The sequence below is a fragment of the Glycomyces sp. NPDC050141 genome (genome assembly GCF_055586545.1).
The window spans coordinates 81,633-107,382 of sequence record NZ_JBVJHZ010000001.1; the positions used below are offsets into that span (position 1 = coordinate 81,633).

Annotated in this window: 23 protein-coding genes; 15 read left to right on the forward strand and 8 right to left on the reverse strand. The window is 69.6% G+C overall.

Annotated elements, in window-relative coordinates:
* Nucleotides 1–8 precede the first annotated feature (8 nt).
* The 3 genes from ACZ60M_RS00380 to ACZ60M_RS00390 all read left to right on the forward strand — a co-directional run bounded on the left by ACZ60M_RS00380 (nt 9) and on the right by ACZ60M_RS00390 (nt 4,066).
* Nucleotides 9–1,016: an ABC transporter ATP-binding protein gene (locus ACZ60M_RS00380; RefSeq protein WP_465413169.1), complete on the forward strand. Its 1,008-nt coding sequence runs from the start codon at nt 9–11 to the stop codon at nt 1,014–1,016.
* Nucleotides 1,013–2,023: an ABC transporter ATP-binding protein gene (locus ACZ60M_RS00385; protein WP_465413171.1), complete on the forward strand. Its 1,011-nt coding sequence runs from the start codon at nt 1,013–1,015 to the stop codon at nt 2,021–2,023. Before ACZ60M_RS00380 ends, ACZ60M_RS00385 begins: the two co-directional genes overlap by 4 nt.
* A gap of 66 nt (nt 2,024–2,089) precedes the next feature.
* Complete coding sequence (locus tag ACZ60M_RS00390) at nt 2,090–4,066, forward strand: beta-galactosidase (RefSeq protein ID WP_465413172.1); 1,977 nt, start codon at nt 2,090–2,092, stop codon at nt 4,064–4,066.
* Nucleotides 4,067–4,132: 66 nt separating this feature from the next.
* Here the strand turns inward: ACZ60M_RS00390 and ACZ60M_RS00395 are convergent, their stop codons facing one another.
* The 4 genes from ACZ60M_RS00395 to ACZ60M_RS00410 all read right to left on the reverse strand — a co-directional run bounded on the left by ACZ60M_RS00395 (nt 4,133) and on the right by ACZ60M_RS00410 (nt 6,705).
* Nucleotides 4,133–4,630, reverse strand: a complete 498-nt coding sequence (locus tag ACZ60M_RS00395; RefSeq protein ID WP_465413174.1) for a Pycsar system effector family protein — start codon at nt 4,628–4,630, stop codon at nt 4,133–4,135.
* A gap of 69 nt (nt 4,631–4,699) precedes the next feature.
* Nucleotides 4,700–5,179: a hypothetical protein gene (locus ACZ60M_RS00400; RefSeq protein ID WP_465413176.1), complete on the reverse strand. Its 480-nt coding sequence runs from the start codon at nt 5,177–5,179 to the stop codon at nt 4,700–4,702.
* 57 nt (nt 5,180–5,236) lie between these two features.
* A complete protein-coding gene (locus ACZ60M_RS00405) occupies nt 5,237–5,917 on the reverse strand; it encodes a Crp/Fnr family transcriptional regulator (RefSeq protein WP_465413177.1) in 681 nt (226 codons plus the stop codon).
* A gap of 104 nt (nt 5,918–6,021) precedes the next feature.
* Nucleotides 6,022–6,705, reverse strand: coding sequence for a DUF3159 domain-containing protein (locus tag ACZ60M_RS00410; RefSeq protein WP_465413178.1), 684 nt, complete (start codon nt 6,703–6,705; stop codon nt 6,022–6,024).
* Between the two features lie 111 nt (nt 6,706–6,816).
* Here ACZ60M_RS00410 and ACZ60M_RS00415 point away from each other — a divergent pair, with 111 nt between their 5' ends.
* Nucleotides 6,817–7,827 carry a TY-Chap domain-containing protein gene (locus ACZ60M_RS00415; RefSeq protein WP_465413179.1) on the forward strand — a complete coding sequence of 337 codons (1,011 nt, stop codon included), beginning with the start codon at nt 6,817–6,819 and terminating at the stop codon, nt 7,825–7,827.
* Between the two features lie 11 nt (nt 7,828–7,838).
* Here ACZ60M_RS00415 and ACZ60M_RS00420 read toward each other — a convergent pair whose 3' ends face one another.
* Nucleotides 7,839–9,101, reverse strand: a complete 1,263-nt coding sequence (locus ACZ60M_RS00420) for an MFS transporter (protein ID WP_465413180.1) — start codon at nt 9,099–9,101, stop codon at nt 7,839–7,841.
* A gap of 76 nt (nt 9,102–9,177) precedes the next feature.
* On the opposite strand from ACZ60M_RS00420, the gene ACZ60M_RS00425 reads away from it, so the two are divergent.
* The 5 genes from ACZ60M_RS00425 to ACZ60M_RS00445 all read left to right on the forward strand — a co-directional run bounded on the left by ACZ60M_RS00425 (nt 9,178) and on the right by ACZ60M_RS00445 (nt 13,609).
* Nucleotides 9,178–9,732, forward strand: a complete 555-nt coding sequence (locus tag ACZ60M_RS00425; RefSeq protein ID WP_465413181.1) for a TetR/AcrR family transcriptional regulator — start codon at nt 9,178–9,180, stop codon at nt 9,730–9,732.
* A gap of 21 nt (nt 9,733–9,753) precedes the next feature.
* Nucleotides 9,754–10,761, forward strand: a complete 1,008-nt coding sequence (locus tag ACZ60M_RS00430) for a threonine aldolase family protein (protein ID WP_465413473.1) — start codon at nt 9,754–9,756, stop codon at nt 10,759–10,761.
* A gap of 147 nt (nt 10,762–10,908) precedes the next feature.
* Nucleotides 10,909–11,094, forward strand: coding sequence for a (2Fe-2S)-binding protein (locus ACZ60M_RS00435; protein WP_465413182.1), 186 nt, complete (start codon nt 10,909–10,911; stop codon nt 11,092–11,094).
* 175 nt (nt 11,095–11,269) lie between these two features.
* A complete protein-coding gene (bfr, locus tag ACZ60M_RS00440) occupies nt 11,270–11,752 on the forward strand; it encodes a bacterioferritin (RefSeq protein WP_465413183.1) in 483 nt (160 codons plus the stop codon).
* Nucleotides 11,753–12,007: 255 nt separating this feature from the next.
* The gene (locus ACZ60M_RS00445) at nt 12,008–13,609 is read left to right on the forward strand and encodes an endo-1,4-beta-xylanase (protein WP_465413184.1); all 1,602 of its coding nucleotides are present in this window, start codon (nt 12,008–12,010) and stop codon (nt 13,607–13,609) included.
* 55 nt (nt 13,610–13,664) lie between these two features.
* On the opposite strand, the gene ACZ60M_RS00450 is transcribed toward ACZ60M_RS00445, so the two are convergent.
* Entirely contained in the window at nt 13,665–14,105 is a 441-nt protein-coding gene (locus ACZ60M_RS00450; protein ID WP_465413186.1) for a GNAT family N-acetyltransferase, read from the reverse strand.
* Complete coding sequence (proC, locus tag ACZ60M_RS00455; protein ID WP_465413475.1) at nt 14,105–14,911, reverse strand: pyrroline-5-carboxylate reductase; 807 nt, start codon at nt 14,909–14,911, stop codon at nt 14,105–14,107. Before proC ends, ACZ60M_RS00450 begins: the two co-directional genes overlap by 1 nt.
* 154 nt (nt 14,912–15,065) lie before the next feature.
* Between proC and ACZ60M_RS00460 the strand changes: the two genes are divergently transcribed.
* The 6 genes from ACZ60M_RS00460 (at nt 15,066) to ACZ60M_RS00485 (ending at nt 23,567) form a co-directional block, all read left to right on the forward strand.
* A complete protein-coding gene (locus ACZ60M_RS00460; RefSeq protein ID WP_465413188.1) occupies nt 15,066–16,469 on the forward strand; it encodes a cytochrome ubiquinol oxidase subunit I in 1,404 nt (467 codons plus the stop codon).
* A 31-nt stretch (nt 16,470–16,500) separates the two neighbouring features.
* Nucleotides 16,501–17,499, forward strand: coding sequence for a cytochrome d ubiquinol oxidase subunit II (gene cydB / locus ACZ60M_RS00465; RefSeq protein ID WP_465413190.1), 999 nt, complete (start codon nt 16,501–16,503; stop codon nt 17,497–17,499).
* Nucleotides 17,496–19,208, forward strand: coding sequence for a thiol reductant ABC exporter subunit CydD (gene cydD, locus ACZ60M_RS00470; protein WP_465413192.1), 1,713 nt, complete (start codon nt 17,496–17,498; stop codon nt 19,206–19,208). Before cydB ends, cydD begins: the two co-directional genes overlap by 4 nt.
* Nucleotides 19,205–20,899 (forward strand): thiol reductant ABC exporter subunit CydC, encoded by a 1,695-nt coding sequence (gene cydC / locus ACZ60M_RS00475; RefSeq protein WP_465413194.1) that lies wholly within the window; start codon nt 19,205–19,207, stop codon nt 20,897–20,899. The genes cydD and cydC overlap by 4 nt, the downstream gene beginning before the upstream one ends.
* Before the next feature lie 101 nt (nt 20,900–21,000).
* Nucleotides 21,001–21,636, forward strand: coding sequence for a 2'-5' RNA ligase family protein (locus ACZ60M_RS00480; protein ID WP_465413196.1), 636 nt, complete (start codon nt 21,001–21,003; stop codon nt 21,634–21,636).
* A 302-nt stretch (nt 21,637–21,938) separates the two neighbouring features.
* The gene (locus ACZ60M_RS00485) at nt 21,939–23,567 is read left to right on the forward strand and encodes a stealth family protein (protein ID WP_465413198.1); all 1,629 of its coding nucleotides are present in this window, start codon (nt 21,939–21,941) and stop codon (nt 23,565–23,567) included.
* A gap of 42 nt (nt 23,568–23,609) precedes the next feature.
* On the opposite strand, the gene ACZ60M_RS00490 is transcribed toward ACZ60M_RS00485, so the two are convergent.
* On the reverse strand, nt 23,610–25,649 hold the full coding sequence (locus ACZ60M_RS00490) for a M3 family metallopeptidase (protein ID WP_465413200.1): 2,040 nt from the start codon (nt 25,647–25,649) through the stop codon (nt 23,610–23,612).
* Between the last annotated feature and the right edge of the window lie 101 nt (nt 25,650–25,750).

Below are 25,750 nucleotides of genomic sequence, written 5' to 3' on the forward strand. Positions count from 1 at the left end.
GCGGCGCGATGAATGACGCATTGCTCGAAATCAAGGGCCTGCACACCAGTTTCAAGACCTACGACGGCCAGGTCCGGGCCGTCGACGGCGTCGACCTCACCGTCCACGCTGGAAAGACCCTCTGCGTGGTCGGCGAGTCCGGCTGCGGCAAGTCGGTCACGGCCCGCTCGATCCTGCGCCTGGTCGAGACCCCCGGCGCGATCGACGCGGGGGAGATCACCTGGCGCGGCGGCGAGGAGCCCTTCGACATCCTCTCGCTCGACGTGAAGGACAAACGCCTCGCGAAACTGCGCGGCGGCGACATCGGCATGATCTTCCAGGAGCCGATGGCCTCGCTGCTGCCGCTGCGCACCATCGGCGCGCAGCTGATCGAGACCATCCGCATCCACACGGGCCTCGACAAGCGGGCCGCCCGCGAGAAGGCCATCGACCTGCTCGGCCAGGTCGGCATCCCGAAGCCGCACGAGCGGATCGACGCCTACCCGTTCCAGCTCTCCGGCGGCATGTGCCAGCGCGCCATGATCGCGATCGCCTTGTGCGCCAACCCGTCCCTGCTCATCGCCGACGAGCCGACCACGGCCCTGGACGTGACGACGCAGGCGCGCATCCTCGATCTTCTCCGCGCGCTCCAGGCCGAGCACCAGATGGCGGTCATGTTCATCACCCACGACCTCGGCGTGGTCGCCGAGCTCGCCGACGAGGTCGCGGTCATGTACCTCGGCCGCGTCGTCGAACGGGCCAGTGTGGACGAGCTCTTCGCCGACCCGAAGCACCCGTATACGAAGGCCCTGCTCGCCTCGGTGCCCGTCCTCGGCCGCGACCGGGGCCGGGACCTCCCGACGATCCCCGGCGCGGTGCCGAACCCGCTGCACCGGCCGAACGGCTGCTCGTTCCACCCGCGCTGCGCCGAGGCGATCGCGGGCACGTGCGACGCCGAAGCGCCGCCCGAAGTGGACTTCGGCAGCCGAACCGCCGAGTGCGTCCTGTACACCGACTCGGAAGGAGCCGCCGCATGAGCGAGCAACAGCCGCTGCTGGAGATCGACGACCTCCACGTGCGCTTCCCTGTGCGCCGCAACCTCCTCGGGCGACCCACCGTCGAGATCCACGCCGTCTCCGGCGTCGACCTCACCCTCTACAAAGGCGAGACCCTCGGCCTGGTCGGCGAGTCCGGTTGCGGCAAAACCACGCTCGGCCGCACCATCGTCGGCGCGCAGCAGGCCACGAGCGGGTCGCTGCGCTACAACGGCAGCGACCTCACCCAGATGAGCCGCCGCGAGCAGGCCGCGTCACGGCGGCGCATCCGCATGGTCTTCCAGGACCCGTTCTCCTCGCTCAACCCGCGCATGAACCTGCGCCAGATCATCGGCGACCCCCTCGTCGCCACAGGCGAGGCCCGCGGTTCCGAGCTCGAGGACCGGATCGCCGAGATGATGCGCCGCGTCGGGCTCAGCCCCGACTACATGGACCGGTACCCGCACTCGTTCTCCGGCGGGCAGCGCCAGCGCGTCAACATCGCCCGCGCGCTCATCGTCGGGCCCGAACTCGTGGTCGCGGACGAGCCGGTGAGCGCGCTCGACGTGTCCGTGCGCGCGCAGATCCTCAACCTGCTCAGGGAACTCCAGGCCGAGTTCGGCCTGACCTACCTGTTCATCTCGCACGACCTTTCCGTCGTGGAGAACCTGGCCGACCGGGTCGCGGTCATGTACTTCGGGCGGGTCGTCGAGCTCGCCGAGACCGGCGCGCTCTATGAGCGCCCGCAGCACCCGTACACCGAGGCGCTCATGTCGGCGGTGCCGGTCCCGGACCCGTCCCTGAAGGGCCGCAAGGGCCGCATCCTCCTCCCGGACGAACTGCCCGACCCGTCCAACCCGCCGCCGGGCTGCGCGTTCGCGCGCCGCTGCGCCTATGCGGAGGACCGGTGCTCGCACGGCCCGATCCCGCTTGAAGACGGCGCCCGCTGCGTGCGCCGCGAAGCGCTTGACTTGCAGGGGATCGTGGAGGCAGAATCCACCAGACCATAGCCGGAAAGCGCTATCAAATCGCGGAGTACCACCACCCGACCGTGCCGAACACCGAAGGAATCACCTGTGGCACATAGGAACACCGACATCATCCCCCACCTCAACGGCCTCGCCTACGGCGGCGACTACAACCCCGAGCAGTGGCCCCGCGAGGTCTGGGACGAGGACGTCCGCCTCATGCAGGAGGCCGGGGTCAACCTCGTCAGCGTCAACATCTTCGCCTGGGCCAGCGTCAACCCCGGCCCGGGGGAGTGGGACTTCACGCAGCTCGACGCCATCATGGACCTCCTCGCCGCAGGCGGCATCAAAGCCGACCTCGCCACCTCCACCGCGTCCCCGCCGCCGTGGTTCTCCCAGGCCCACCCCGAGACCCTGCCCGTCAACCCCGAAGGCATCCGCCTCAACTCCGGCGCGCGCGCCGAATACTGCCCGCACGCCCCCGTCTTCCAAGCGGCCGTAGTCGACATGGCCACCCGCCTCGCCGAGCGGTACGCGCACCACCCCGCGCTCGCCATGTGGCACGTCGGCAACGAGTACTACCGCTCCTGCACCTGCGACTACGCCGCCGACGCCTTCCGCGCCTGGCTCCAGGCCCGCTACGGCGACCTCGACGGCCTCAACGCCGCGTGGGGCACCACGTTCTGGTCCCAGACCTACAGCGACTGGACCCAGGTCCTCCCGCCGCGCATCTGCGCCGAGACCCCCAACCCGGGCCTCGTCCTCGACTTCCGCCGCTTCAGCTCCGACGCGCTCCTAGCGCTCTTCCGCTCCGAGGCCGCCGCGATCGAGCAGCACAGCCCCGACAAGCCCATAACCACGAACGCCATGGTCACCGGCAACTTCAGCGGCATCGACTACCACCGCTGGGGCGAGCACATGACGGGCCCGAACCGCCTCGTCGCCACCGACCACTACCTCCTGCCCGACGACGACATCGCCTGGCCCGAACAGGCCGCGTTCGGCGCCGACGCCTCCCGCGGCCTCGCCGCCGGCGACCCCTGGCTCCTCATGGAGCAGTCCTCGAACTCCTCCGCCTGGCGCCGCGGCTACTTCGCCAAGCGCCCCGGCGACCTCCTCCGCCACTCACTCTCCTATGTGGCCCGAGGCTCCGAAGGCGCCATGTTCTTCCAGTGGCGGGCCTCCCGCTACGGCGCCGAGCGCTACCACTCCGCGATGGTCCCCCACGGCGGCACCGACACCAAGGTCTTCCGCGAAGTCAAGCAGTTCGGCGCCTGGCTCAAAGACCTCGCCGAGATCAAAGGCTCGACAGTGGACTCCCGCGCCGCGATCCTCCTCGACTTCAACTCCTGCTGGGCCGCGAACACCCCCGGTCAGCCCTCCGCCGACATGGACACGTACCCGGAACTGCGGCGCTGGCACGCGGCCCTGTGGCGCCGCGGCGTCACCACCGACCTCGCCAACCCCGAGTGGGACCTGAGCGGCTACGAGTACGTCTTCGCGCCGCACCTGTACCTCCTCGACGACGACACCGCTCTGCGCGCGTACGTGGAAAACGGCGGCACCCTCGTCGTCGGCCCCTACTCCGGCATCGTCGACTCGAACGACCGCGTCCACCCGGGCCTGCCGGGCGCCCTCGGCGGCCTCATGGGCATCCGGGTCGAGGAGTTCGTCCCGATCCAGCAGGGCGACAAGGTCTCCCTGGAGAACGGCTGGGAAGGCGAGACCTGGTCCGAGGTCACGCACGCGGTCGACGCCGAGACCGTCGTGTCCTTCAAGGACTATCCCGAGACCGGGGCCGTCTTCCGCCGCAAGCTCGGCCGCGGCGAAGTCTGGTACCTCGCCACCCGCCTCGCCGACCTCGACCCGTTCCTCGCTGACCTCGGCATCGCGTCAGACCTACCCGAAGGCCTCGAACTGGTCCGCCGCTCACACGACAACGGCACGACCTACGCCTTCGCGATCAACCACGGCAAACACCCGGTACCGATCCCCGCGAAGGGTCGAAACCTCCTCACAGGAGAAGACTGGACCGACGGACACCCCCTGCAACCCGGCGAATGCGCGGTGATCCGAGAAGCCTGAAGCGCCATGCTCGCGGCCCTGGACGACCGTCCCGCCGGCTTCATGGTCTGACCGGGTCTACAGGGATCAGCCAGACACGGCGAACCCAATCGCGGCTATGGCCATGAGCGGCGCGGCGATGGCGAAGCAGATCATGGCCGCCCGCACCTTACGGAATTTGTCGAGAGCAAGCGTGGCGAGCATCGACAGTTCCTCGGCCGCGTCGGACAGCTGCTGCTCGGGTTCCTGTGAATACCGTGTGGTCGACTCGACGATCTCGTCCGGGGTGTGGTGGGCGCCGAACCGGATTCCAGTGCGCCCCGCAAGCCGCGGCCAAACTGCGGCCCCCAGGAAGCCGATGCCGACGAGCATGGTTGCCGCGCCCGACCATCCGAGGACGCTCGAAATGCTGATGTGCTCAGTTAACGAGGGCGCCGCAAGCAGCAGCGCCGTGATGGGAATGGCCCCTGCGGCCAACAACGCCGCCTTCGTGTCAGCGTGGGACACGTTGACACGAGCGTGGTCGATCTGCCGGTAGATCTCGTCGAGTGCGGTCCTGGCGACCTCGGGAGGTGGGGTGACCACGGTGACCTCCTTCGATAGGTACTTGCGTTGAACGGCATTGCGAAGTTGTGAGAGGAGTAGCGAGGTCGGTCAGCGGCTGTCGCGGTAGTGGCGGATCACAATGAGATCGGCTCGGTCCTTCTCCCGATTGAGCCAGCGCTTGTACGAGATAACCTCTGACATGGGGAGATACTTCAAGCCATCGATGTATTCGGCCCGGCCGAGTAGCGCCTCGGTGTCGCTGCCTGGCACGAGCCAGGTTTGGCAGACTTCAATCAGGCCGCCGTACAGCCGAGCGATCTTGTCTCCGGTGTACATGCTCGACCGCAACGGCGCAGCGTCGAAGATCATTGCGTGCTCGAATGCGAGCTCCATTGCCCGCCGCCAGGTTTCGCTGCCCGGCCGGACTAGGAGGTCGAGGTCGGACAGGCAGGAGGTGATGCCTCCCGCCCAAAGGCGTCCGCTGCCTGCGATGAGAAATTCGTTGGGATCGAAGTCCACCGGGACATGCGAGCGGAGCAGGTCGATCAGCTTGAGGCCGTTGTAGACCTCTCCCCGGATTCTGTTCACTGCGGCGGGTTCCCGTCTGCCGATTGCTTTGAGCGAGTGGATTGGTCCGTTCAAGTGCTAGAGAAGCGAGCGATCGCGGCGCATGGCGAGCGCTTCGATTGCGGAGATGTCGTGAATGGTGAAGCGCTCTCGTCCGGTCGAGACGGTGCCGCGGGCCTTGAATTGTTTGAGCACGCCTGAGACCGATTCGCGCGAGAGGCGGGCCAGGTCGGCGAGGTCGGACTGGTTGAAACCGGCGATCATCAAACCGTTCTTGCCCTCTGTTCCGATGCCCGAATCGATGATTCTGAGTAGAGCCCGGGCGAGTCGCCGCTCACTCGTCAGGAATGACTCTTCCTGGACTTCACCCAGCTCGCGGACCCGTTTCGCGAGTCGGCGCGTCAGCGCAAGGTGAAGCTGCGGGTTTGACTCGAGCAGCTTGAGGAACACATCGCCGGGAATGTGCAGTACAACTATCGGGGTCAGTGCGACCAAGTCTGCACACCTCGGCTCGCCTGTGAGCGGAGCGAGCTCGCCCATCATCGAGCCTGGGCCGTGGATGCCGAAGATCGCTCGGGGGTCCTGCGTACATGACTTCACATGTCCGGAGCGGAGGTAGACGACGTAGTCGGAGTGCTCGCCGGCCTTCACCAGGGTCGAGCCCTTGGGGTATGTGACCACGTGCGCTTCCGGCTTGAGTGCATCCTGGTCCTCATCGCTGAGGAGCGGACTCCAAAGAACTTGATGCGGGCTCTCCATACCAGTCGAGTGTATGAGTGCTCGCGTGGCGATCATCAGGCTGAAACGCGTGGTGTCGGGAAGCCGACTGGTCTTCGTTCCGTGTGGGGCGGAAGGGAACCGGGTTACGGGGCGGTCGGTTCCGGTTCTGCGGCGGCTGCCGGGTCTCTGGGGTGGCGGATGCCGGGGTGGTTTTTGGGGAGGACTGCGCGGATGACCCAGCCGCTGACGATGAGGCAGAGGACGAGGAGGGGCCAGGAGAGGGCGACCTGGGCGACGCCGCCCGCGACCACGGCGAGGCGCTCCTCCTCGCTGTTCCAGAACGGGGTGAGGATCGCGACGCGGAGGGCGTACATCGCCACCCAGACCCAGGACGCGGCGCTGTAGGCGCGCAGCAGGTCGGGGTCGCGGCGCCAGCGGGTCTTCTGGCCCAGGAGCCCGCCGACGATGAGGCCGAGGAGCGGGCGGCGGAAGACGATGAAGCCGGCCCAGACGAGGGCGCTGGCGGCGTTGGAGACGATGCGGGGGAGGAGGATGTCCTGCGCGCGTCCGGTGTAGAGGACGATGAGGCAGGCGACGGCGACGCTGAGGAGCCCGAGGATGACGGCCCGGGGCTTCTTCCGCTGCCGCAGCCGCACGATCGCGATCAACCCCGCCGAGAGCAGTGAAGCCCCAGCGGCCCAAGCGATCGAGTTACCGGTGAGCATCCAGGTGAGGATGAACACCACCACCGGGGCGGTGGCGTCGAAAGCCCCGCGCTTGCCGCCTAGTAGGCTGACAAGCGTGTCTTGCCGCACAGTATCGGACAACTGCCAACCCTCACCTCTCGACCCGCTACCGCAGGCAAGGCTACCCTAACCGCAGTGGCACGCCGGGCTTCGCCCGCAGCCCCACCTACGGACGGATTGGCACGGTAACGGATGCTCGGCACACACCGGATCAGTGAAGCGCAACTCGTCGACCTGCTCCGCCGGGCCAGAAAGACCGACTTCGGGCGCTGGAACAAGGCGGACCTGCAGCGCGCCATGACCGACCTCGGCTGGCAGGTGCGCTCTGCAGAGGTCGACATCGGCATGTGGCGTGCCGAGACCGGCTACGACACCGGCAACGCCATCGCGGACTCGGTCCCGCCCCAGACTCCGGTCGCGGGCCGCGCGGACTTCTACTCCATCGAGGTCATGGTCCTGCGCTCGGCCGAACGCGGCCGCCAGGGCGAGCAGCACCGCACCCTCATCTTCCGCGAAGTGCTGCGCACCATGATGAGCGAGCTCGGCGCCCCCGAGATCCGCGGCGGCGACGGCGGCCCCTGGATCCGCTGGTACCGCGACGGCCTCATCTTCGAGCTGCACCTGCGCCGCTTCCACGGCGGCGTCACGCTGCGCCTGCTCTCGCCCGAGCTGTTCGAGCAGCTCGAAGCGCACGCGGTCGGCAAGGGCGACGTCTCCGGCTGGGCCGCCTACGCCCGCACCGGCCAGCGCCCGCCCGAGCCCGCCTGCACCGACATGGGCGAGTTCACCGAGCGGCTCTCCTCGCTCCTGGCCGACATGTCCGCCGACGTGCCCGTGGTCGACACCGCCGGGACGGTGCTGCTGCGCACCGGCGACTGGTCCGCTAGGTACGTCGCCGCGTTCGTCGACGGCGGCCTGCGCGTCGAGGCCAGCGCCGCCGTGAGCGGCGCCTGGCGCTCGGGCCTGTCGAACCTGCCGAGCATGGGCTTCCGCGCCCCGAGCGGGACGCAGCCGAACTGGTCGCGCAGCTTCAACTCGACCGACCGCACCGCCACCAACCAGGCCGCCCACATGATGGTGGACGCCCTGCGGGCCTTCGGCATCCAGGACCTGTTCGACATCGTCTACGACGGCTTCACCGCCGACGGCGAGCGGATGTACCTGCCGGTGCTCGGCATCGGCAACGGCGACAACCCCTACTAGACGGCGCCTCCTCAGACCGCTGCGGCCTCCGGCTGCGGGGCCTCCATGGGCGCGCGCCGGAACGCCGGGAGCTTCCAGCCGACGACCGCCACCCCCGCGACACAGGCGACGCCGCCCGCGAGGATCGCGCCGCCGAGGCCCAAGAGGCCCGAGAGCGCCCCGGCCTGCAGGTTGCCGAGCGCGGGGGACACGGTCGCCTGCGCGAGCCACAGGCTCGTGACGCGTCCGCGCAGCCGGTCCGGGGTGTGGTTCTGGAGCAGGCCCGTGCGCAGCACCTCGGAGACGAGGTCGCTCGCGCCGGAGATCGCCAGGAACACGAGTCCGAGTGCGAGCCAAGGCGACAGCGCGAGTCCGACCATGGCCGCGCCCCACAGGCTCGCCGCGATGATGACGACCGTGCCGGGCCGCCTGCTCTTCACGACCTTCCCGCTGAACGCGGCGGCCAGGAACGCGCCGACCCCGGCGGCCGCCGAGAGCAGCCCGAACGCCACCGACCCGCCGTGGAACTGCTCGGTCGCGAGTGCCGGGAACAGGCCCTTCGGGTACGCGAACAGCATCGGCATGATGTCGATGAGCAGCACTCCGGCCACGACCTTGTTGCGCCGCACGAACGCGAACGCGTCCTTCAGCGAGTACGAGTCCTTCTCCGCGTCGTCCTCGCCGCCGTGGTCGGGCGGCATCGGCCCGACGAAGAGCATCGCGACCGCGAACACGACGAACCCGAGCACGTTGAGGCCGTAGCACCACTCGGTGCCGCCGGCCGCGATCACCACGCCCGCGAGGGCCGGACCGGCGACGCCCGTGAGCTGGCCCGTGAGGCCGTTCAGGGCCGAGGCGCTGGCGACGTTCTCCTGGCCGACGAGGGACGGGACGGCCGCGAACGAGGCCGGGATGCTGAGCCCGGCGAGGAAGGTGTCGGCGACGACGGCCGCGAACAGGAACCACAGCAGCGGCTCGTCCTGGAGGGCGTTCACCAGGAGCGCCACCGAGACCAGGAGCCCCGGCACCCGGACGGTGACGAGGATGCGCCGCCGGTCGAACCGGTCGGCGAGCACGCCGCCGACGAGGAGCCCGATGACGATGCCGACGCCGCCCGAGGCGGCGGCCGCGCCGACGGCCAGGTTCGAGCCGCTGAGCTGCCAGATCTGCCAGATCAGGGCCGTCTCGGTGAGCATGGCGCCCACCAGGAGCCCGGTGCGGCCGATGTAGAGCCAGCGGAAGTCGCGGCTGATCCGCAATGGGGTGGTGTCGACCAGGTGGTTCCGAAGGGACATGCCATGATGATACCGACCGTTACAGAATATGCAACACGGTGTTTCACGGGGTGTGGCGCCGCGAGAAGGGGGCCCGATGGACGAGAAGCTGCTGGACGCCGCCGCCGACGTGATCGGGACGACCGGCTGGGACCGGCTCACCCTCGGCGACGTGGCCGACCGCGCCGGCGTCTCCCGCGCCACCCTCTGGCGCCAGGTCGGCGGCAAGGAGGAACTGCGCAAGGCCCTCGTGCGCCGCCTCATCACCGACTACCGCGCATCGCTGTGGCCGGTCCTCACCGCCACTGGCACCGCCCGCGACCGCCTCCGCCTCGCGCTCGAGACCATGTGCGCGGTCTTCGACCGCCACCTCGCGCTCCTCACCGCCTTCGACACCGCGTTCCACGAGACCGGCCTGTTCCCAGAACCCGGCGAGGACGTCGTCTCACCGCTCGTGCGCATCATCCTCGACGGCGCCGCCGACGGCACCCTCACGCCCCAGACCGACGCCGAGGAAGCCGCCGACCTCGTCTTCAACACCGTGTGCTGGCCCTACGTGCACCTGCGCCGCCACCACGACTGGGCGCCCGAGCGGGCCCGGACGCAGCTGCTCGGCCTCGTCCTCGAAGGGCTCGTCCGCGACCGGACCTGACCGCGTTAGGGTCGGCCCATGATCGTCGATCTCCGCTCCGACACCGTGACCCGGCCGACCCCGGCCATGCTCGCCGCCATGACCAGCGCCGACGTCGGCGACGACGTGTACGGCGAAGACCCGTCCGTCAACGCCCTCGAAGCCGAAGCCGCCGCGCTCTTCGGCAAGGAAGCCGCCGTCTTCACCCCGACCGGCTCCATGGCCAACCAGATCGGCCTGCAGCTCCTCGTCCCTCCCGGCGACGAACTGCTCTGCGACGTCAAGGCCCACGTCGTCAACTTCGAGATGGGCGCCGCCGCCGCGCTCGGCGGCATCTCCACCCGCACCTGGTCCGCCCCGAACGGCCGCCTCGACACCGCGCTCATCGAACCGATGATCAACCGCCCCAACCCCTACGTGACCGTCACGCGCGCCATCGCCGTCGAGAACACCCACAACATCGGCGGCGGCACCGTCCAGCCGATCGAGGAGCTCCGCGCCCTGCGCGCCCTCGCCGACGCTTACGGCCTCGGCCTCCACCTCGACGGCGCCCGCATCTGGAACGCCCACGCCGCCCACAGCGTTCCGCTCCACGAGTACGGCGCCCTCTTCGACACCGTCTCCGTCTGCCTCTCCAAGGGCCTCGGCGCGCCCGTCGGCTCGCTGCTCATCACCGATGCCGAACGCGCCCAGCGCGGCCGCGTCATCCGCAAGCGCCTCGGCGGCGGCATGCGCCAGGCCGGGTTCCTCGCCGCGGCCGGGCGCTACGCCCTCGCCAACCACATCGACCGCCTCGCCGAGGACCACACGCGTGCGAAGCGCCTCGCGCGCTCCCTCGAACCCTTCGGCATCTGCGAGGCCGCCCAGGTCGAGACCAACATCGTGCTCCTGCGCATCCCCGAGATCGCGAAGGTCGCGCAGGCCGCCGCCGAGCAGGGCGTGAGGATCTCCGTCCTCGGCCCCGACTGGGGCCGCATGCTCACCCACCTCGACGTGGACGACGCCGGGATCGAGCACGCCGTGAAGGTCCTCAGCGAGCTGGTCCGATAGCACCGGTGCGGCCCGCGCCCGGTGGGGCGCGGGTCGCCCGTTCGGGCTCGGGTGATCCACCGGTTCGGGGGTTGCCGAACGCCCGAAACGCAGGGTAGGTTAGGCATGCCTTCATTAGTCGAGCCTTACCTTCCCGGAGGTCGGTGCATGTACGCCTGCATCTGCCATGCAGTTCACGAGACCGAGGTCCGTGACTGCATCAGCGCTGGCGCGCACACTGAAGAGGCCATCGGCGAGGCCTGCGACGCCGGCACGAGCTGCGGCACCTGCCATGAGCGCCTGGTCGACATGATCGAGAGCTACTTCACGTCCTCAGTGCCAGCGGCGGCCTAAGCCTTCCCTCAGTCACCGGATTCTACGGAAATGACGGACGCTTTAGGATGTCCTCCGTTAGGATAGGTTGTCCTATTTTAGGCATTCCTGGCTGGAAATACCCCCTCACCTGGTCCTAGTCTGAGATCGTCGGACACGGAGCCGGCACTTGACGGACCGGGAAGGACGGATTGCAATGCAGGGCGACAAGCAGGTCATCGAATTCCTCAACGAGCAGTTGACGGCGGAGCTGACCGCGATCAACCAGTACTTCCTGCACGCGAAGCTGCAGGAGAACTGGGGCTACACCAAGCTCGCGAAGTACACCAGGTCCGAGTCGATCGACGAGATGCGCCACGCCGAGGTCCTGACCGACCGGATTCTCTTCCTTGACGGCATGCCGAACTACCAGCGGCTGTCCCCGCTGCGCATCGGCTCCACGGTCAAGGAGATCTTCGAGTGCGACCGCCTGATCGAGGTGGAGGCGATCGACCGCCTCAAGCGCGGCATCGAGCACATGGAGGCGGTCAAGGACTACGTCTCGCGGGACCTCTTCAAGAGCATCCTCGAGGACGAGGAGCACCACATCGACTACCTGGACACGCAGCTGGAGATCCTCGAGAAGATCGGCGAGGCGCTGTACATCCAGTCGCTCATCGAGCAGCCCGAGGGTGAATAGCGCAGGCGAGTAGCCGCTACGACGTTTTGAGGGGACCGGCCGTCAGGCCGGTCCCCTTTCTTCATTGCGGCAGAGCCCCTCACATCTCCGCCGCAGTGGTTATCGGCGCCTTGACAGCCCCGATGCGAGGATCGTAACATATCAATACTTTGAATGAAAGTTTCCGAGAGTTTCGGAATCTCAAAGTGCTCTCCGGTCGCTCCTCGACCCCCTGATGGAGCGGCCGGACCTATCGTTCGCAAAGGAGCGCAACGCATGTCCCACCCCTCCCTCACCCCTGCCGCGAGCCGCCGCTCCGTGCTCACGGCCGCCGCAGCCGCGGGCGGCGCCGCCCTCCTCCCGGCCGGGTTCGTCGCCCTCGCCGCGAGTCCCGCGCACGCCGACGACCTGCTCCTGTCCACCGACTTCTCCTCGGGCACCGCGGAAGGCTGGACCGGCCGCGGCGCCGCCACAGTCGCCGTCGACCCCGAGCAGCGGCTCCTCATCACCGGCCGCACCGCCACCTGGAACGGCGCGGCCATCGACATCACCGCGCACATCGAGGTCGGCGTCCGGTACCAGCTGAAGGTCTACCTGCGCCTGCCCGAAGGGGAGACCGCCGCCGACCTGCGCACCACCGTGCAGCGCGACGCGGGCGGCGCCTCGAACTACGAGGGCGTCAAGTGGAACACCGCCGTCACCGACGCCGCCTGGACCGAGTTCTCCGGCACGTACTCGATCAGCCAGGCCGCGGACCGGCTCCAGTTCTACGTCGAGTCCGCCTCGAGCCTCACCCCGATCCTCCTCGACAACTTCACGCTCACCCGCATCGCAGAACCGGAGATCCAGGACTTGCCGCCGCTCAAGGACTTCCTCGCCGCCGACTTCACGTTCGGCTGCGCCGTCGAACCGCCCGAGGTGGCCGGCAAGCCCGCCGAACTCCTCGCGAAGCACTTCGCGCAGGTCACCACCGGCAACCAGATGAAGCCGGACGCGATCCAGCGGGTCGAAGGGGTCTTCGACTTCTCCAAGGCCGACCAGATCGTCGACTTCGCCGAGGCCCACGGCATGAAGATCTGGGGCCACACTTTGCTGTGGCACAACCAGACCCCGGCCTGGTGGTTCCTCGACGCGAACGGCGAGCCGCTGCAGAACACCCGCGCGCACCAGCAGCTCATCCTGCAGCGCCTGGAGAAGCACGTCAACGCGATCGCGGCGCACTACGGCGACCGCGTGTGGGCGTGGGACGTCGTGAACGAGGTCGTCGACCCCGAGCAGCCCGACGGGCTGCGCCACTCGCGCTGGTACGAGATCTTCGGCGGGCCCAAGTACATCGAGAAGGCGTTCAAGATCGCCCGGAAGGCCTTCCCGCGCAGCGTGAAGCTGTTCATCAACGACTACAACACGGAGTTCCCCGACAAGCGGGAGGCGATGTTCAACCTGGTGCAGCACCTCAAGTGCGAGGGCGCGCCGGTCGAAGGCATCGGGCACCAGGCGCATGTGGACTACCGGCGCGACCCGGCACTGCTGGGCGAGTCGATCGACCTGTTCCGCGAGCTCGGTGTGCTGCAGGCGGTCACGGAGCTCGACGTGTCGCTCTCGAACGAGATGACCGAGAGCCTGCCCGCGACGCCGCCGGAGCGGCTGGTCGCGCAGGGCTGGTACTACAAGGAGCTGTTCGAGGTGCTGCGCGAGCGCGCGGACGACCTGGAGTCGGTGACGATGTGGGGCCTGTACGACGCGGTCTCGTGGCTGCGGAGCTGGCCCGTGTCGCGCCCGCACGAGGCGCCGCTGTTCTTCGACGACCGGCTCCAGGCGAAGTCGGCCTACTGGGGCGTCGTCGACCCGACGAAGTTGGAGCCCCTCCCCGAGGCCTAAGGGGGACAAGGCGTCCGGGAGCGGAATGTTAGATCCGGGATTCCGCTCCCGGGCTTTACTCCGCAGGACGGCGCATCGTGATGTGCATGATGCCGTCCTCGTCGTACTCCTCGCCCTCTTCAGTGAAGCCGAACCGGCGGTAGAAGCCCGCCGCGTAGACCTGCGCGCCGAGCGTGATCTCCGCTTCCGGGCCGAGGAAGTCCACCGCCGCCCCGAACACCTTGGCGCTCAACCCGGTCCCGCGCGCCGCGAGCGCGGTGCAGACCCGGCCGATCTTCCAGTGGTCGCCGTCCCGCAGCACCCGCAGTGTCGCGACCGCCTCCGTCGGCCCATCGCCCTCGACCCAGAAGTGCACCGTCTCCGCGTCCAGGTCGTAGCCGTCCAGGTCCGGGTACGCGCACTCCTGCTCGACCACGAACACCTCCTGCCGCAGCCGCGCGATCGCGTACACCGTCGCGCCGTCCAGCTCCGCGAACTTCCCCCGCTTGATCGCCATCACGCATATTCCTCCGCGATCTCCCGCGCCCGGTCCCGCGCCGCCTCGATCGCGTCGGTCACCGCCGAACGCGCCCTGTGGTTCTCCAGCTGCCGCACCGCGCTGATCGTCGTCCCCGCCGGGGACTCGACGGCCTCGCGCAGGTCCACCGCCGACTGCCCGCTCTCGCGCAGCATCCGGGCCGCGCCGAGCGACGTCTGCGTCACCAGCTCCTTCGCGATCGCCCGCGGCAGTCCCATGAGAACCCCGGCCTCGGTCATCGCCTCGGCCAGGTAGTAGAAGTACGCGGGCCCCGAACCGGAGATCGCCGTGACCGCGTCCTGGTGCTTCTCGTCGACCACGAGCGTGCGCCCGAGCGGCTTGAACAGCTCCTCGACCGCCGCCAGGTGCGCCGCGCTCGCGTGCGTCCCCGGCGAGAGCACGGTCATCGCCTCGTCGACGAGCGCCGGGGTGTTCGGCATCGCCCGGATGACCGGGGTCGCGTCCGGCAGCCGCTTCTCGAAGAACGCCACCGGCAGGCCCGCGCAGATGCTCACGACGGGCGCGCCGCCGTCGAACACCCCGTTCAGCTCCTCCAAGAGCGCCCCCGCGTCCTGCGGTTTCACCGCGACCACGACGACATCGGCGTGCCGCACCGCCTCCGCATTCGGTTCGACCCGGATGCCGTAGGCCTCCCGCAGCTCGGCGGCCCGCTCGGCGCTGCGCGCCGTCGCCGTCACCGACTCGCCGGACCAGCCGGCCCGCAGCAGGCCCGACACGATCGCCTGCCCCATCTTCCCCGCGCCAAGCACCGCGACTGTCCGCATGGTCACCCCTCATCCTCTCGACTGCCCGGGCAATTGTCCCTCGCGCCGCCGGGCCCCGAAAACCCGTGCAGTCGCGCGTTTCAACCCCTGAGAACGGGCGAAATGGCACGATAATCACACTTGGGCACTCACCGCGCGATCGTATTGGGGCGATATGGACGTACTCGACTTGGCCCGGATGCAGTTCGGGGTCACGACCGTCTACCACTTCCTCTTCGTGCCCGTCACCATCGGCCTCTCGCTCCTCGTCGCGATCCTCCAGACCCTGTGGCGCACCACCCGCAAGAACGCCTACCTGCGCGCGACCAAGTTCTGGGGCAAGCTCTTCCTCATCAACATCGCCATGGGCGTCGTCACCGGCATCGTCCAGGAGTTCCAGTTCGGCATGAACTGGTCGGCCTACTCGCGCTTCGTCGGCGACGTCTTCGGCGCGCCGCTCGCGTTCGAGGCCCTGGTCGCGTTCTTCCTCGAATCGACGTTCATAGGCGTGTGGATCTTCGGCTGGGACCGCCTCAAGCCCGGCATCCACCTCGCGTGCATCTGGCTCGTCGCCTTCGGCACCATGGCCAGCGCCTACTTCATCCTCGCCGCCAACGCGTTCATGCAGAACCCGGTCGGCTACCAGCTCAACGAGACCGCCGGACGCGCCGAGCTCACCGACTTCGGCGCCGTCCTCACCAACCCGGTCGCCCTCGCCGCGTTCCCGCACACGATCTTCGCCGCCTGGCTGACGGCCGGCACCATCGTCGTCGCCGTCTCCGGCTACCACTTCATGCACCGCCGCGACCTGGACGTGCACCGGCCCGCGATGCGCCTGGGCATCCTCACCACGATCGTCGGCGGCCTCGGGCTCGTGTTCTCGGGCGACTCGCTCGGGAAGGTCATGACGGCGACGCAGCCGATGAAGATGGCCGCCGCCGAAGCGCTCTACCAGACCACGTACAACGCGCCGTTCTCCGTGCTCACCATCGGGTCGCTCGACGGCAGCCGCGGCACGCCGATCATCGAGATCCCCGGGCTGCTCTCGTTCCTCGCCACCGGCTCGTTCAACGGCGAGGTGCAGGGCATCAACGACCTCAACGCCCAGTACCAGGCCCTGTACGGCCCGGGGGAGTACGCGCCGTACATCCCGCTCACCTACTGGTCGTTCAGGGCGATGATCGGCTTCGGGATGCTCGCGGTCGCCATGGCCGTCATCGTCTGGTGGTTCACGCGGCGCGGCCGCCTCCCCGAGCACCGCCTGTTCTGGCCGGTCGCGATGTGGATGGCCGTGACCCCGTTCCTCGCCAACAGCGCGGGCTGGATCTTCACGGAGATGGGCCGCCAGCCGTGGGTCGTGTTCAGCCTCTACGAGACGAGCGAGGCGGTCTCGCCGCGCGTCGGCACCGCCACCGTCGCGTTCTCGTTCATCGGGTTCACCCTCGTGTACCTCGTGCTCGCGGTGGTCGCGTTGAAGCTGTTCCTGAAGTACGCCAAGGCGGGCCCGCCGAGCGAGGAGGACGCGATCGCGTCCTCGCGCCCTTCGGACCCGGACAAGCCCATGGCCTTCGCCTACTGACACCTGAGGACACTGCTTTGGAAGGCGCAGCATGGAATTGACGACGGTCTGGTTCATTGCCATCGCGGTCCTGTTCACCGGGTACTTCATCCTGGAGGGCTTCGACTTCGGCGTGGGCGTCCTGCTGCCCGTGCTCGGGCGCGGCAACCGCGAGCGGCGCGCCATGATCAACACGATCGGCCCGGTCTGGGACGGCAACGAGGTCTGGGTGATCACCGCGGGCGGGGCCATGTTCGCGGCGTTCCCGCACTGGTACGCGAGCCTGTTCTCCGGGTTCTACCTGCTGCTCTTCGCAATCCTCATCGGACTCATCATCCGCGGCGTCGCGTTCGAGTACCGCGGCAAGGGCGACACGGACCGGTGGCGGCGCAATTGGGACCTCTGCATCACCGCCGGGTCGGCGATCCCGGCGTTCTTCTGGGGCGTCGTGGTCGCGAACATCGTGCGCGGCGTGCCGCTGGACGCGAACTTCGACTACACCGGCTCGGTCTGGGGCCTGCTCAACGGGTACGCGCTCCTCGGCGGCCTGACGACGCTGCTGCTCTTCACCACGCACGGCGCGTACTTCCTGCACCTGCGCACCACCGGGGACCTCTCCGAGCGCGCCCGCGCGATCGGGATCAAGCTCGGCGCGGCCACCGCGGTGCCCGCGCTGGCGTTCCTGATCTGGACGCAGGCGGCGCACGGGAACTGGGCCACGCTGGTGCTCATCGTGCTCGCGGTGCTGGCGCTCGTGGCGGGCCTCGCGCTCGACTACACCGGCCGCAGCGGCTGGGCCTTCGCGGCCACCGCCTTGACGATCGGACTGGCTTCGGCGGCGCTGTTCTGCGCGCTGTGGCCGAACGTCCTGCCGTCCACTTCGGATGTCGCCAACAGCCTCACGCACGAGAACGCCTCCGCCACCGACAAGACCCTCGGGATCATGACGTGGGCCGCGTTGGTGTTCCTGCCGGTGGTCCTGCTCTACCAGGGCTGGACCTACTGGGTGTTCCGCAAACGTGTCGTCGTAGAACGGATTCCCGCCGCATGACGCAGCTCGCCCCGCCCCGCACGAAGGGCGGCTTCGACCGCCGCCTGCTCCACCGCGCCAAGGGCGCGTCCGTCTACATCGGCCTGTGCGCCGCGCTCGGGCTCGTGCGCACCGCGTGCGTCGTCGCCGGGGCGTGGCTCACGGCGAGCCTCATCGCGGGCGCGTTCGCCGGAGGCGAAAGCCTCGATGCGCTTGCGCCGCAGCTGATCGCGCTCGCGGCGGTGCTCGCCGCGCGGGCGCTCTTCGCCTCGGTCCAGGAAGCGGCCGCGCACCGCGCGAGCGCGGGCGTCAAGTCCGGGCTGCGCCGCCAGGCGCTCGAACAGCTCATGCGCCTGCCGGCGGGGGAGCGCCACTCCGGCGAGACCGCCGCGCTGCTGGTGCGGGGTATCGATGCGCTGGACGACTACTTCGCGCGGTACCTGCCGCAGCTGGTGCTCGCGGTGGTCGTCCCTGTCGGCGTCCTCGTCGTCATGCTCGTGGCCTACCCGCCCGCCGCGCTGATCGTGCTCGTGACGCTGCCGCTGATCCCGCTGTTCGGCATCCTCATCGGCCTCTATACGCGCACCCGCGCCGAACGGCAGTGGGAGTCCACTTCCCATCTGGCGCACCACTTCGCGGACCTCGTGGCCGGGCTGCCGACGCTGAAGGCGTTCGGGCGGGCCGCGAAGCAGACGGGGGCCATCGAGGTCACCACCGGTTCGTACCGGCGCCGGTCGATGTCCCTGCTGCGCATCGCGTTCTGCTCGGCGCTGGTCCTGGAACTCGCCGCGAGCCTGTCGGTCGCGGTCGTCGCGGTCACCGTCGGCGTCGACCTGGTCGAAGGCGGCCTCACCGGCGCGGCCGGGCTGCAGACCGCGCTGCTCGTGCTGATCCTCGCCCCGGAGGCGTACCTGCCGCTGCGCAACGTCGGCGCGCACTACCACTCCAGCGCCGAGGGCCTGGCCGCCGCAGAGAAGGTCTTCGCGATCCTCGCCGAGACCCCCGAACACGTTGAGGAGCGCGAGGCCCCGGTCGCGTCCGGGGAAGCGAACCCGAACGCTACGGCGATCACCGCGTCCCGCACGATGCGCACGCCGCTGGGCCGCGCGCCCACGATCATGTTCCGCCGCACCGTGTTCGCCTACCCGGGCCGCCAGCCGCTCCCGGAGCTGAGCCTGACGATCCCGGCCGGGCAGACCACCGTGCTCACCGCCCGCTCGGGCGCCGGGAAGTCCACGCTCATGGCCTCGCTCGTCGGATTCCGGCGGCCCGTCTCGGGGACGATCGCGTTCGACGACACCGACCTGTCCGACCTCGACCTCACCGCCGTACGCCGCTCGATCGCGTGGCTCCCGCAGCGGCCGGTCCTCATCGACGGCACCGTCGCCGAGAACGTGCGCCTCGCCGTACCTGATGGCGCTTCCGATCCGGCTGTGGCCAAAGCGATCGCGGCCGCGCACGCGCCCGCCGCGACCCGCACCGTGGCCGCCGACGGCTCCGGGCTCTCCGCCGGTGAAGCCGCGCGGGTCGGCCTGGCCCGGTTCCTGCTCCGCGTCGACCTGCTCGACCCGCCGGTGCTGCTCCTCGACGAGCCGACCGCGCACCTGGACGGCGACACCGAGCAGGCCGTCCTCGACTCGCTCGCGCCCTACCGCGACGGGCGGACCGTCCTGATCGCCTCCCACCGCCCCGCGGTGCGCGCGATCGCCGACAGAGAGGTGGACTGGTGAAGCTCCTGCGGAACACGATCGCCCTGCGGTTGACCCTCGGCGCGGTCCTCGGCGCCCTCGCGCAGCTGAGCGCGCTCGCGCTCCTGGCCGTCTCCGGGTACCTCATCTCGCGCGCCTGGGAGCAGCCGCCGATCCTGTACCTGATGGTCGCGATCACCTCGGTGCGGTTGTTCGGCATCAGCCGCGGCGTCCTGCGCTACACCGAACGGCTCGTCTCGCACGACGCCGCGTTCCGGGGCCTGGAGCGGCTGCGGATCGCCGTGTGGCGCAAGCTCGTCCGCCTCGCCCCCGCCGGAGTCCCCGTGTGGCGCTCCGGGGACCTGCAGGCCCGGCTCGTCGACGACGTCGACGGCGTGGGGGACCGGTGGCTGCGCGGCGCCCTGCCGCTCGCCGCAGCGGTCATCGTCGCCGTCAGCGCCACCGCGCTCCAGGTCACGCTCCTGCCCGCCGCCGGGATCGTCCTCGGCGCGAGCCTGCTCGCGGCCGCGCTCATCGGCCCCGCGCTCGCCACCTGGTCCTCCCGGTACGCGGTGCGCGCCACCGCCCGCGAACGCGGCGACCTCACCGAAGGCGTCCGCGCCGCCCTCCACGGCCGCGAAGAACTCGTCGCCGCCGGAACCGATACGCAAGCGCTGGAACGGGTCCTCGAAGGCGACGAACGCCTGCGCCGCGCCCACGCCCGCATCGCCTGGACCGCCGGACTCGGCGAAGCCGCCGGGCTCCTCGCCCTCGCGTTCGCCGTCGTCGGCGCACTCTGGACCGGCATCCCCGCAGTCAACGCCGGGACCCTCGACGGGGTCCTCCTCGCATGTCTCGCGCTCGTCCCGCTCGCCGCGTTCGAACCCGTCCTCGCCCTTCCCGCCGCCGCGCAGCAGACCGCCGTCGCCAAAGCCTGCGGCCGCCGCCTCCTGGAGATCACCCAGGCCGAAGAACCGCGCCCCGACCCGGTCGAACCCATGGAGTACGAACCCAACCCCCTCGGCGGGCCGCCGTTCATCGAGATCAAACGGCTCTCGGTCACCTGGCCCGGCGCCGACGCCCCCGCCCTGCACGGCTTCGACCTCACCGTCCAGCCCGGCGAACGCGTCGCCATCATGGGCCCCTCCGGCTCCGGCAAGTCCACGCTCGCCGCCGCCCTCATGGGCTTCCTGCCCTACGAAGGGAGCCTCCGCTTCGGCGGCGTCGAACTCGCCGAGTACGACGGCGACGACATCCGCCGCACCGTCGGCCTCTGCTCCCAGGACGCCCACGTCTTCGACACCACGCTCGCCGAGAACCTGCGCCTCGCCCGGCCCGCCGCCCTCGACGAGGACCTCGCCCGCGCCCTGCGCTGGGCCGGCCTGCGCGACTGGCTCGAAGCGCTCCCCGAAGGCCTCCAGACGCGCCTGGGCGAACACGGCCGCGCCGTCTCCGGCGGCGAACGCGGCCGCATCGCCCTCGCCCGCTGCCTCCTCGCCGACCGCGAAGTGCTCGTCCTCGACGAACCCGACGCTCACCTGGACGCCGCCACCGCCGAACGCGTACTCCGCACCGCCGCGGCCGCTCTTGAAGGCAAGACCACCATCGTCATCACCCACCGGCCGCTCCCCGAAGGCGTCGTCGACCGGGTCGTGCACCTGCGCGCACCCTTCCCGACACCCAGGCGTGACGCGCCGGACAACCGCCTGTTGGGTGTCGCGCCAACTGGGTAGACTCCCCGGACGGTGCTACCAGAACTACCGGTGGAACGACCGACGGCACCGCCCGCCCGGGCGGCGCCGCACCTGAACCGCGCTAAGGCATTGATGCAGCAGTGAACACATCTGCGACCGGACCCAAGGCCCCGAACTCGGGGCAGCGCTGGCCCGAGGGATGGACCAAGCTCCACGTCTACCTGACCGACCTCGACCAGGTCAAGGCGGTCGCCGAGTCCTACAGCGAGGTCATCGACCGGGCCGACGGCGACAAGCCCGTCCCGCTCGAATGGCTCCACGCCACCGTCGCCTCCGTCGAGTGCGACGCCGCCCGGATCGACGACCCGACCCGCGAGAAGCTGATCCACCGGCTCCGCGAGAAGGCCGCCGAGATCAGGGCCTTCCCGCTCACCATCGGCCCCGCGCTCGCCGCGACCGGCGCGATCATGCTCGACACGTTCCCCGACACCGCGTTCCGCCGGCTCGTGGACGCCTGCGTCGACGGGATCAACGAGATCGTCGAAGGCGACCACGGCCGCCCCTGCGGCGGACCGGGCCACGTCTCCCTCTCCTACCGCTCCGCCGACACCGACGTCCACCCCCGCCGCGGCGCCATCCAGAACAAGCTCCGCGACGTCCGTCCCGGTAGGACCGAAATCACCGTCAGTGGAGTGGATCTCGTCCGAGTCATCCAATCCGAGGACGCCGCAACGTACACCTGGGAACACGTTGCGCGAATCCCCTTGGGGGAGTAGAGAACTCAATCTGTGAACGGGCGTCGCCTCAGGCGGCGCCCGTTGCGGTTGACGTCCCCGACGCGAATCTGACACGATGCTGTCACCGACCTGTGGCCTACTGTTGGTAGCAGTGTCAATGTCCGGCCACGTGACGTTCAGGCGTGGTCGATGACGACCTGCCTGCACCCTTGCCGGTCCCAGCCCCGGTCCACCCCGGAACGGCGAAAGCCGTGAGTGTCAGGAGGTGTCGATTGTTCGCAGACAATGACCGTCGCATCGCAACCCGAGCGCCCGAAATCATCCCCCCGCTGCACGAAGCGGTGGAACTCACCGACCCTGTCGAATCTCCGAAGACCAAGGCCCGCACCGAGGTCACCGAACCCTACGGCTACTTCTCCGACCTCACCGCCGCCCACCTCCTCCACCAAGGCGAGATCCGCCCCGCCTACACCCTCGCCGAACCCACCCCCCTCGAAGTCTGGCGCCGCAACCTCGAGATCGTCACCGCGATCCTCACCGCCGCCGGCGTCGACTCCTTCGCCGTCCCCGGCTTCAGCCTCACCCGCCCCGTCCTCGCCGCCAGCGCCGCCGACCGCCAGCGCGTCCTCACCGCCCTCGCCCTCCTCTGCGACTCCACCGGCGGCCGCCTCTCCACCCCCGAACCCGCCTTCCGCGAATCCGAACTCGGCCTCAACCGCCCCCAGTGGGCCCGCCGCGCCGACATGGGCGACGTCCCGATGGTCCGCGCCTCCTGGCTCTGGACCGACCCCGCCCGCGAACTCCTCTTCGGCGCCGACTACGGCTGCGACGTCGAGTTCTGGACCGCCACCGGCGACGGACACCTCCTGGCGCCCAGGCACAACCGCGTCAGTCCGCTCGTCCGCGACGACGGCGCCCGGGTCACCGCCCCCGGGCGCCTCTTCACGGCGCTGGCGGGCGGCCCCCGCGCGGGGCTGCCGCGCGTGGCGACCCGGCCCGAGTTCGCCCTGCCCGGCCTCGACCTCGTGGACTTCCCGATCGACGCGGTCTACACCTGGGTCGACGGCGCCGACCACGCGTGGCTGCGCCGCCGCGCCGAGGCCGACCAGTCGCCGTACCACGCCGAGTCGGCGAACGCGGCCCGCTTCCACGACCGCGAGGAGCTGCGGTTCTCACTGCGCTCCCTGCATTTGAACGCGCCGTGGGTGCGGCACGTGTACCTGGTGACCGACGGGCAGCGCCCGCACTGGCTCGACGCGGACGCGCCGGGGATCACCGTGGTCGACCACCGGGACCTGTTCGACGACCCGGACTGCCTGCCCACGTTCAACTCGCACGCGATCGAGACGCAGCTGCACCGCATCGAGGGGCTCTCGGAGCACTTCCTGTACTTCAACGACGACATGTTCGTCGGCAAGCCGCTCGACCCGCGCCTGTTCTTCGAGCCCAGCGGGATCGCGCGGTTCTTCCCGGCGCAGACGTTCATCGGGATGGACCCGGTGAGCACGGCCGACTCGCCGCCGAACGCGGCGTTCAAGAACGACCGGGCGCTGCTGGAGCGGGCGTTCGGGCGGACGATCTCGCGGATGATGAAGCACGTGCCGTACCCGTTGCAGCGCACCGTACTCGCGGAGGTCGAGAAGGAGTTCACCGAGGACCTGGCGCGCACCGCCAGGAGCGCGTTCAGGAACGTCACGGACGTCTCGACGGTGACCCTGCAGCACTACTACGCGTGCTTCACCGGCCGCGCGGTCGTCGGCGAGGCCGAGGACGCCTACGTCGAGCTGGGGATGCCCGACGTGGCCGAGCGGCTGGAGCTGCTGCTGGAGCGCCGGGACCGGGACACGTTCTGCATCAACGACGCCGGGCTCCCCGAAGAGGTCGCGCAGGAGCGCTCGGACCTGATGCGGCGGTTCCTGGAGTCGTACTTCCCGGTGCCCTCGCCTTGGGAGAAGTCCCTGGCGCTGTAGACGAAAGGGCCCGGAGCGGAAGCTCCGGGCCCACTTTCTCGTCTACTTCAAACCGCGCCGCTCAAGCAGCGGCTCGATGTCGGCGTCGCGGCCGCGGAAGCGGCGGAACGACTCCATCGGGTCGATCGAGCCGCCCTTGCTGAGCAGCGTCTCGCGGAAGTGGTCGCCGTTGGCGCGCGTCAGGCCGCCGTGCTCCTTGAACCACTCCACGGTGTCCGCGTCGAGGATCTCCGACCAGATGTACGAGTAGTACCCGGCGGCGTACCCGATCGAGATGTGCGCGAAGTACCCCGAGCGGTAGCGCGGGGCGATCTCGGCCATGTAGATCCCGGCGTCCTCGAGGGCCTTGCGCTCGAAGGCCTCCACGACCGCGTGCGCGTCGTCGCCGCCCTCGGGCACGTCCTCGGGGGAGAGCCGGTGCCAGGCCTGGTCGAGCAGGGCCGCGCCCAGGTACTCGGTGGACGCGAAGCCCTCGCCGAACTTCCCGGCGGCCTTCCACTGCGCGATCAGCTCGGCCGGGGCGGCCTCGCCGGTCTCGAAGTGGCGCATGTAGTTCGCGGTGACCTCGGGCCAGTCCTCCCACATCTCGTTGACCTGCGACGGGTACTCGACGAAGTCGCGCGGCGTCGAGGTCATCGAGGTCTTCGGGTAGCGGCAGGCCGACAGCAGCCCGTGGAGGGCGTGCCCGAACTCGTGGAACAGGGTCGTCACGTTGTCGACGGTGACGAGCGCCGGCTGCCCCTCCGAGGGCTTGACGATGTTGAGGTTGTTCACCACGACGGGCTTGTCGCCTGTCAGGTCCGACTGGACGACGAGCGGGTTCATCCACGCGCCGCCCTTCTTCGAGTCGCGCGTGAAGAAGTCGCCCACGAACAGGCCCAGGGACTCCCCGCTGTCGAAGACCTCCCACACCCGGGCCTCCGGGTGGTACCCCTCAAGGTCCTTGCGTTCTTCGAAGGTGAGCCCGAACTCCTGCCCGGCCGCGAAGAACACGCCGTCGACGAGGACGCGGTCGAGTTCGAGGTACGGCTTGAGCGCTTCGGCGTCGAAGCCGTACTTGGCCTGGCGCACCTGCTTGGCGTAGAACGACCAGTCCCACGCGGCCAGTTCGAAGCCGCCGTCGCCTGCGTCGATGACCTCCTGCAGCTCCCCGGCCTCGCGGCGGGCGTTGCGCACCGAGGCCTCGGCGAGCCCGGCGAGGCGCTCGGCGATGATCCCGGGGTTCCCGGCGGTCTGGTCGGCTGCGATGTACGCGGCGAAGTGCTCGAAGCCGAGCAGCCGCGCCTTCTCGGCGCGGAGCTTCACCATCCGCAGCAGCGTCTCGGCGTTCCCCGCGCCGCGCCCGATGGTGGCCTTGTACAGCCGCTCGCGCAGGCCCCGGTCCTTCAGGTCCTCCAGGAGCGGGTGGCGCGAGAAGTTCGACTGCGTGATGAGCCAGCCGTCGAGGTCGCGCTCCTTCGCGGCCGACGCGGCGGCCCCGATCTGGTCCTCGCCGAGCCCGTCGAGCTCGGCGAGGTCGGTGACGTGCACGGCCGCGTCGTTGATGTCGGTGAGGATCTGCTGGTTGAACTTGGAGGCGAGCTCCGCCAGCTCGGTGTTGATCGCCGCGAGCCGCGCCTTGCCGCCGTCGTCGAGGGCGGCGCCGCCGCGCACGAACTCGGTCCGGTACCGCTCCAGCAGCCGCTCGTCCTGCTCGTCCAGGCCCAGCTTGTCGCGCTGGTCCCAGACCGCCTCGATGCGCGCGAACAGGTCCGCGTTCAGCAGGATCTTGTCGGCGTGCGCGGCGAGCTTGGGGCTGATCTCGGACTCGATCGCGTTGAGCTCGTCGCTGGTGTCGGAGGAGGTCTTGTTGAAGAACACGAGGCCGACCCGCTTCAGCGTGCCCAGGCCGGACCGCTCCAAGGCCACGACGGTGTTCGCGAACGTCGGCGCCTCCGGGTCGGCACTGATGGCGTCCACGGCCTTCAGCTGCTCGGCCATGCCCTGCTCGAACGCGGGCAGATAGTGCTCGGTCGCGACCGCCGCGAACGGCGGGAGCTGGTAGGGAAGTTCGGAAGGGGACAGGAACGGGTTCTCGGTCACGGAGGCTCCTCGCTGAGAGAAATGGCGGTGGCCGAATCCTATTCCGGGCCCTTGCCGTCCGGCAAGTGCGATAGGCCCGGAGAGGAGAGCGGCCCGCAACT

Excerpts from the sequence above, each read along its gene's own strand:
- ACZ60M_RS00460 (WP_465413188.1), top strand. The coding sequence starts at position 15,066 with ATGGACGTACTCGACTTGGCCCGGATGCAGTTCGGGGTCACGACCGTC.
- ACZ60M_RS00405 (WP_465413177.1), bottom strand. The coding sequence starts at position 5,917 with ATGGAGAGCCCGCATCAAGTTCTTTGGAGTCCGCTCCTCAGCGATGAG.
- proC (WP_465413475.1), bottom strand. The coding sequence starts at position 14,911 with ATGCGGACAGTCGCGGTGCTTGGCGCGGGGAAGATGGGGCAGGCGATC.
- ACZ60M_RS00435 (WP_465413182.1), top strand. The coding sequence starts at position 10,909 with ATGTACGCCTGCATCTGCCATGCAGTTCACGAGACCGAGGTCCGTGAC.
- ACZ60M_RS00450 (WP_465413186.1), bottom strand. The coding sequence starts at position 14,105 with ATGGCGATCAAGCGGGGGAAGTTCGCGGAGCTGGACGGCGCGACGGTG.
- cydB (WP_465413190.1), top strand. The coding sequence starts at position 16,501 with ATGGAATTGACGACGGTCTGGTTCATTGCCATCGCGGTCCTGTTCACC.
- ACZ60M_RS00420 (WP_465413180.1), bottom strand. The coding sequence starts at position 9,101 with ATGTCCCTTCGGAACCACCTGGTCGACACCACCCCATTGCGGATCAGC.
- ACZ60M_RS00415 (WP_465413179.1), top strand. The coding sequence starts at position 6,817 with ATGCTCGGCACACACCGGATCAGTGAAGCGCAACTCGTCGACCTGCTC.
- ACZ60M_RS00385 (WP_465413171.1), top strand. The coding sequence starts at position 1,013 with ATGAGCGAGCAACAGCCGCTGCTGGAGATCGACGACCTCCACGTGCGC.
- ACZ60M_RS00380 (WP_465413169.1), top strand. The coding sequence starts at position 9 with ATGAATGACGCATTGCTCGAAATCAAGGGCCTGCACACCAGTTTCAAG.
- cydD (WP_465413192.1), top strand. The coding sequence starts at position 17,496 with ATGACGCAGCTCGCCCCGCCCCGCACGAAGGGCGGCTTCGACCGCCGC.
- ACZ60M_RS00445 (WP_465413184.1), top strand. The coding sequence starts at position 12,008 with ATGTCCCACCCCTCCCTCACCCCTGCCGCGAGCCGCCGCTCCGTGCTC.
- ACZ60M_RS00425 (WP_465413181.1), top strand. The coding sequence starts at position 9,178 with ATGGACGAGAAGCTGCTGGACGCCGCCGCCGACGTGATCGGGACGACC.
- bfr (WP_465413183.1), top strand. The coding sequence starts at position 11,270 with ATGCAGGGCGACAAGCAGGTCATCGAATTCCTCAACGAGCAGTTGACG.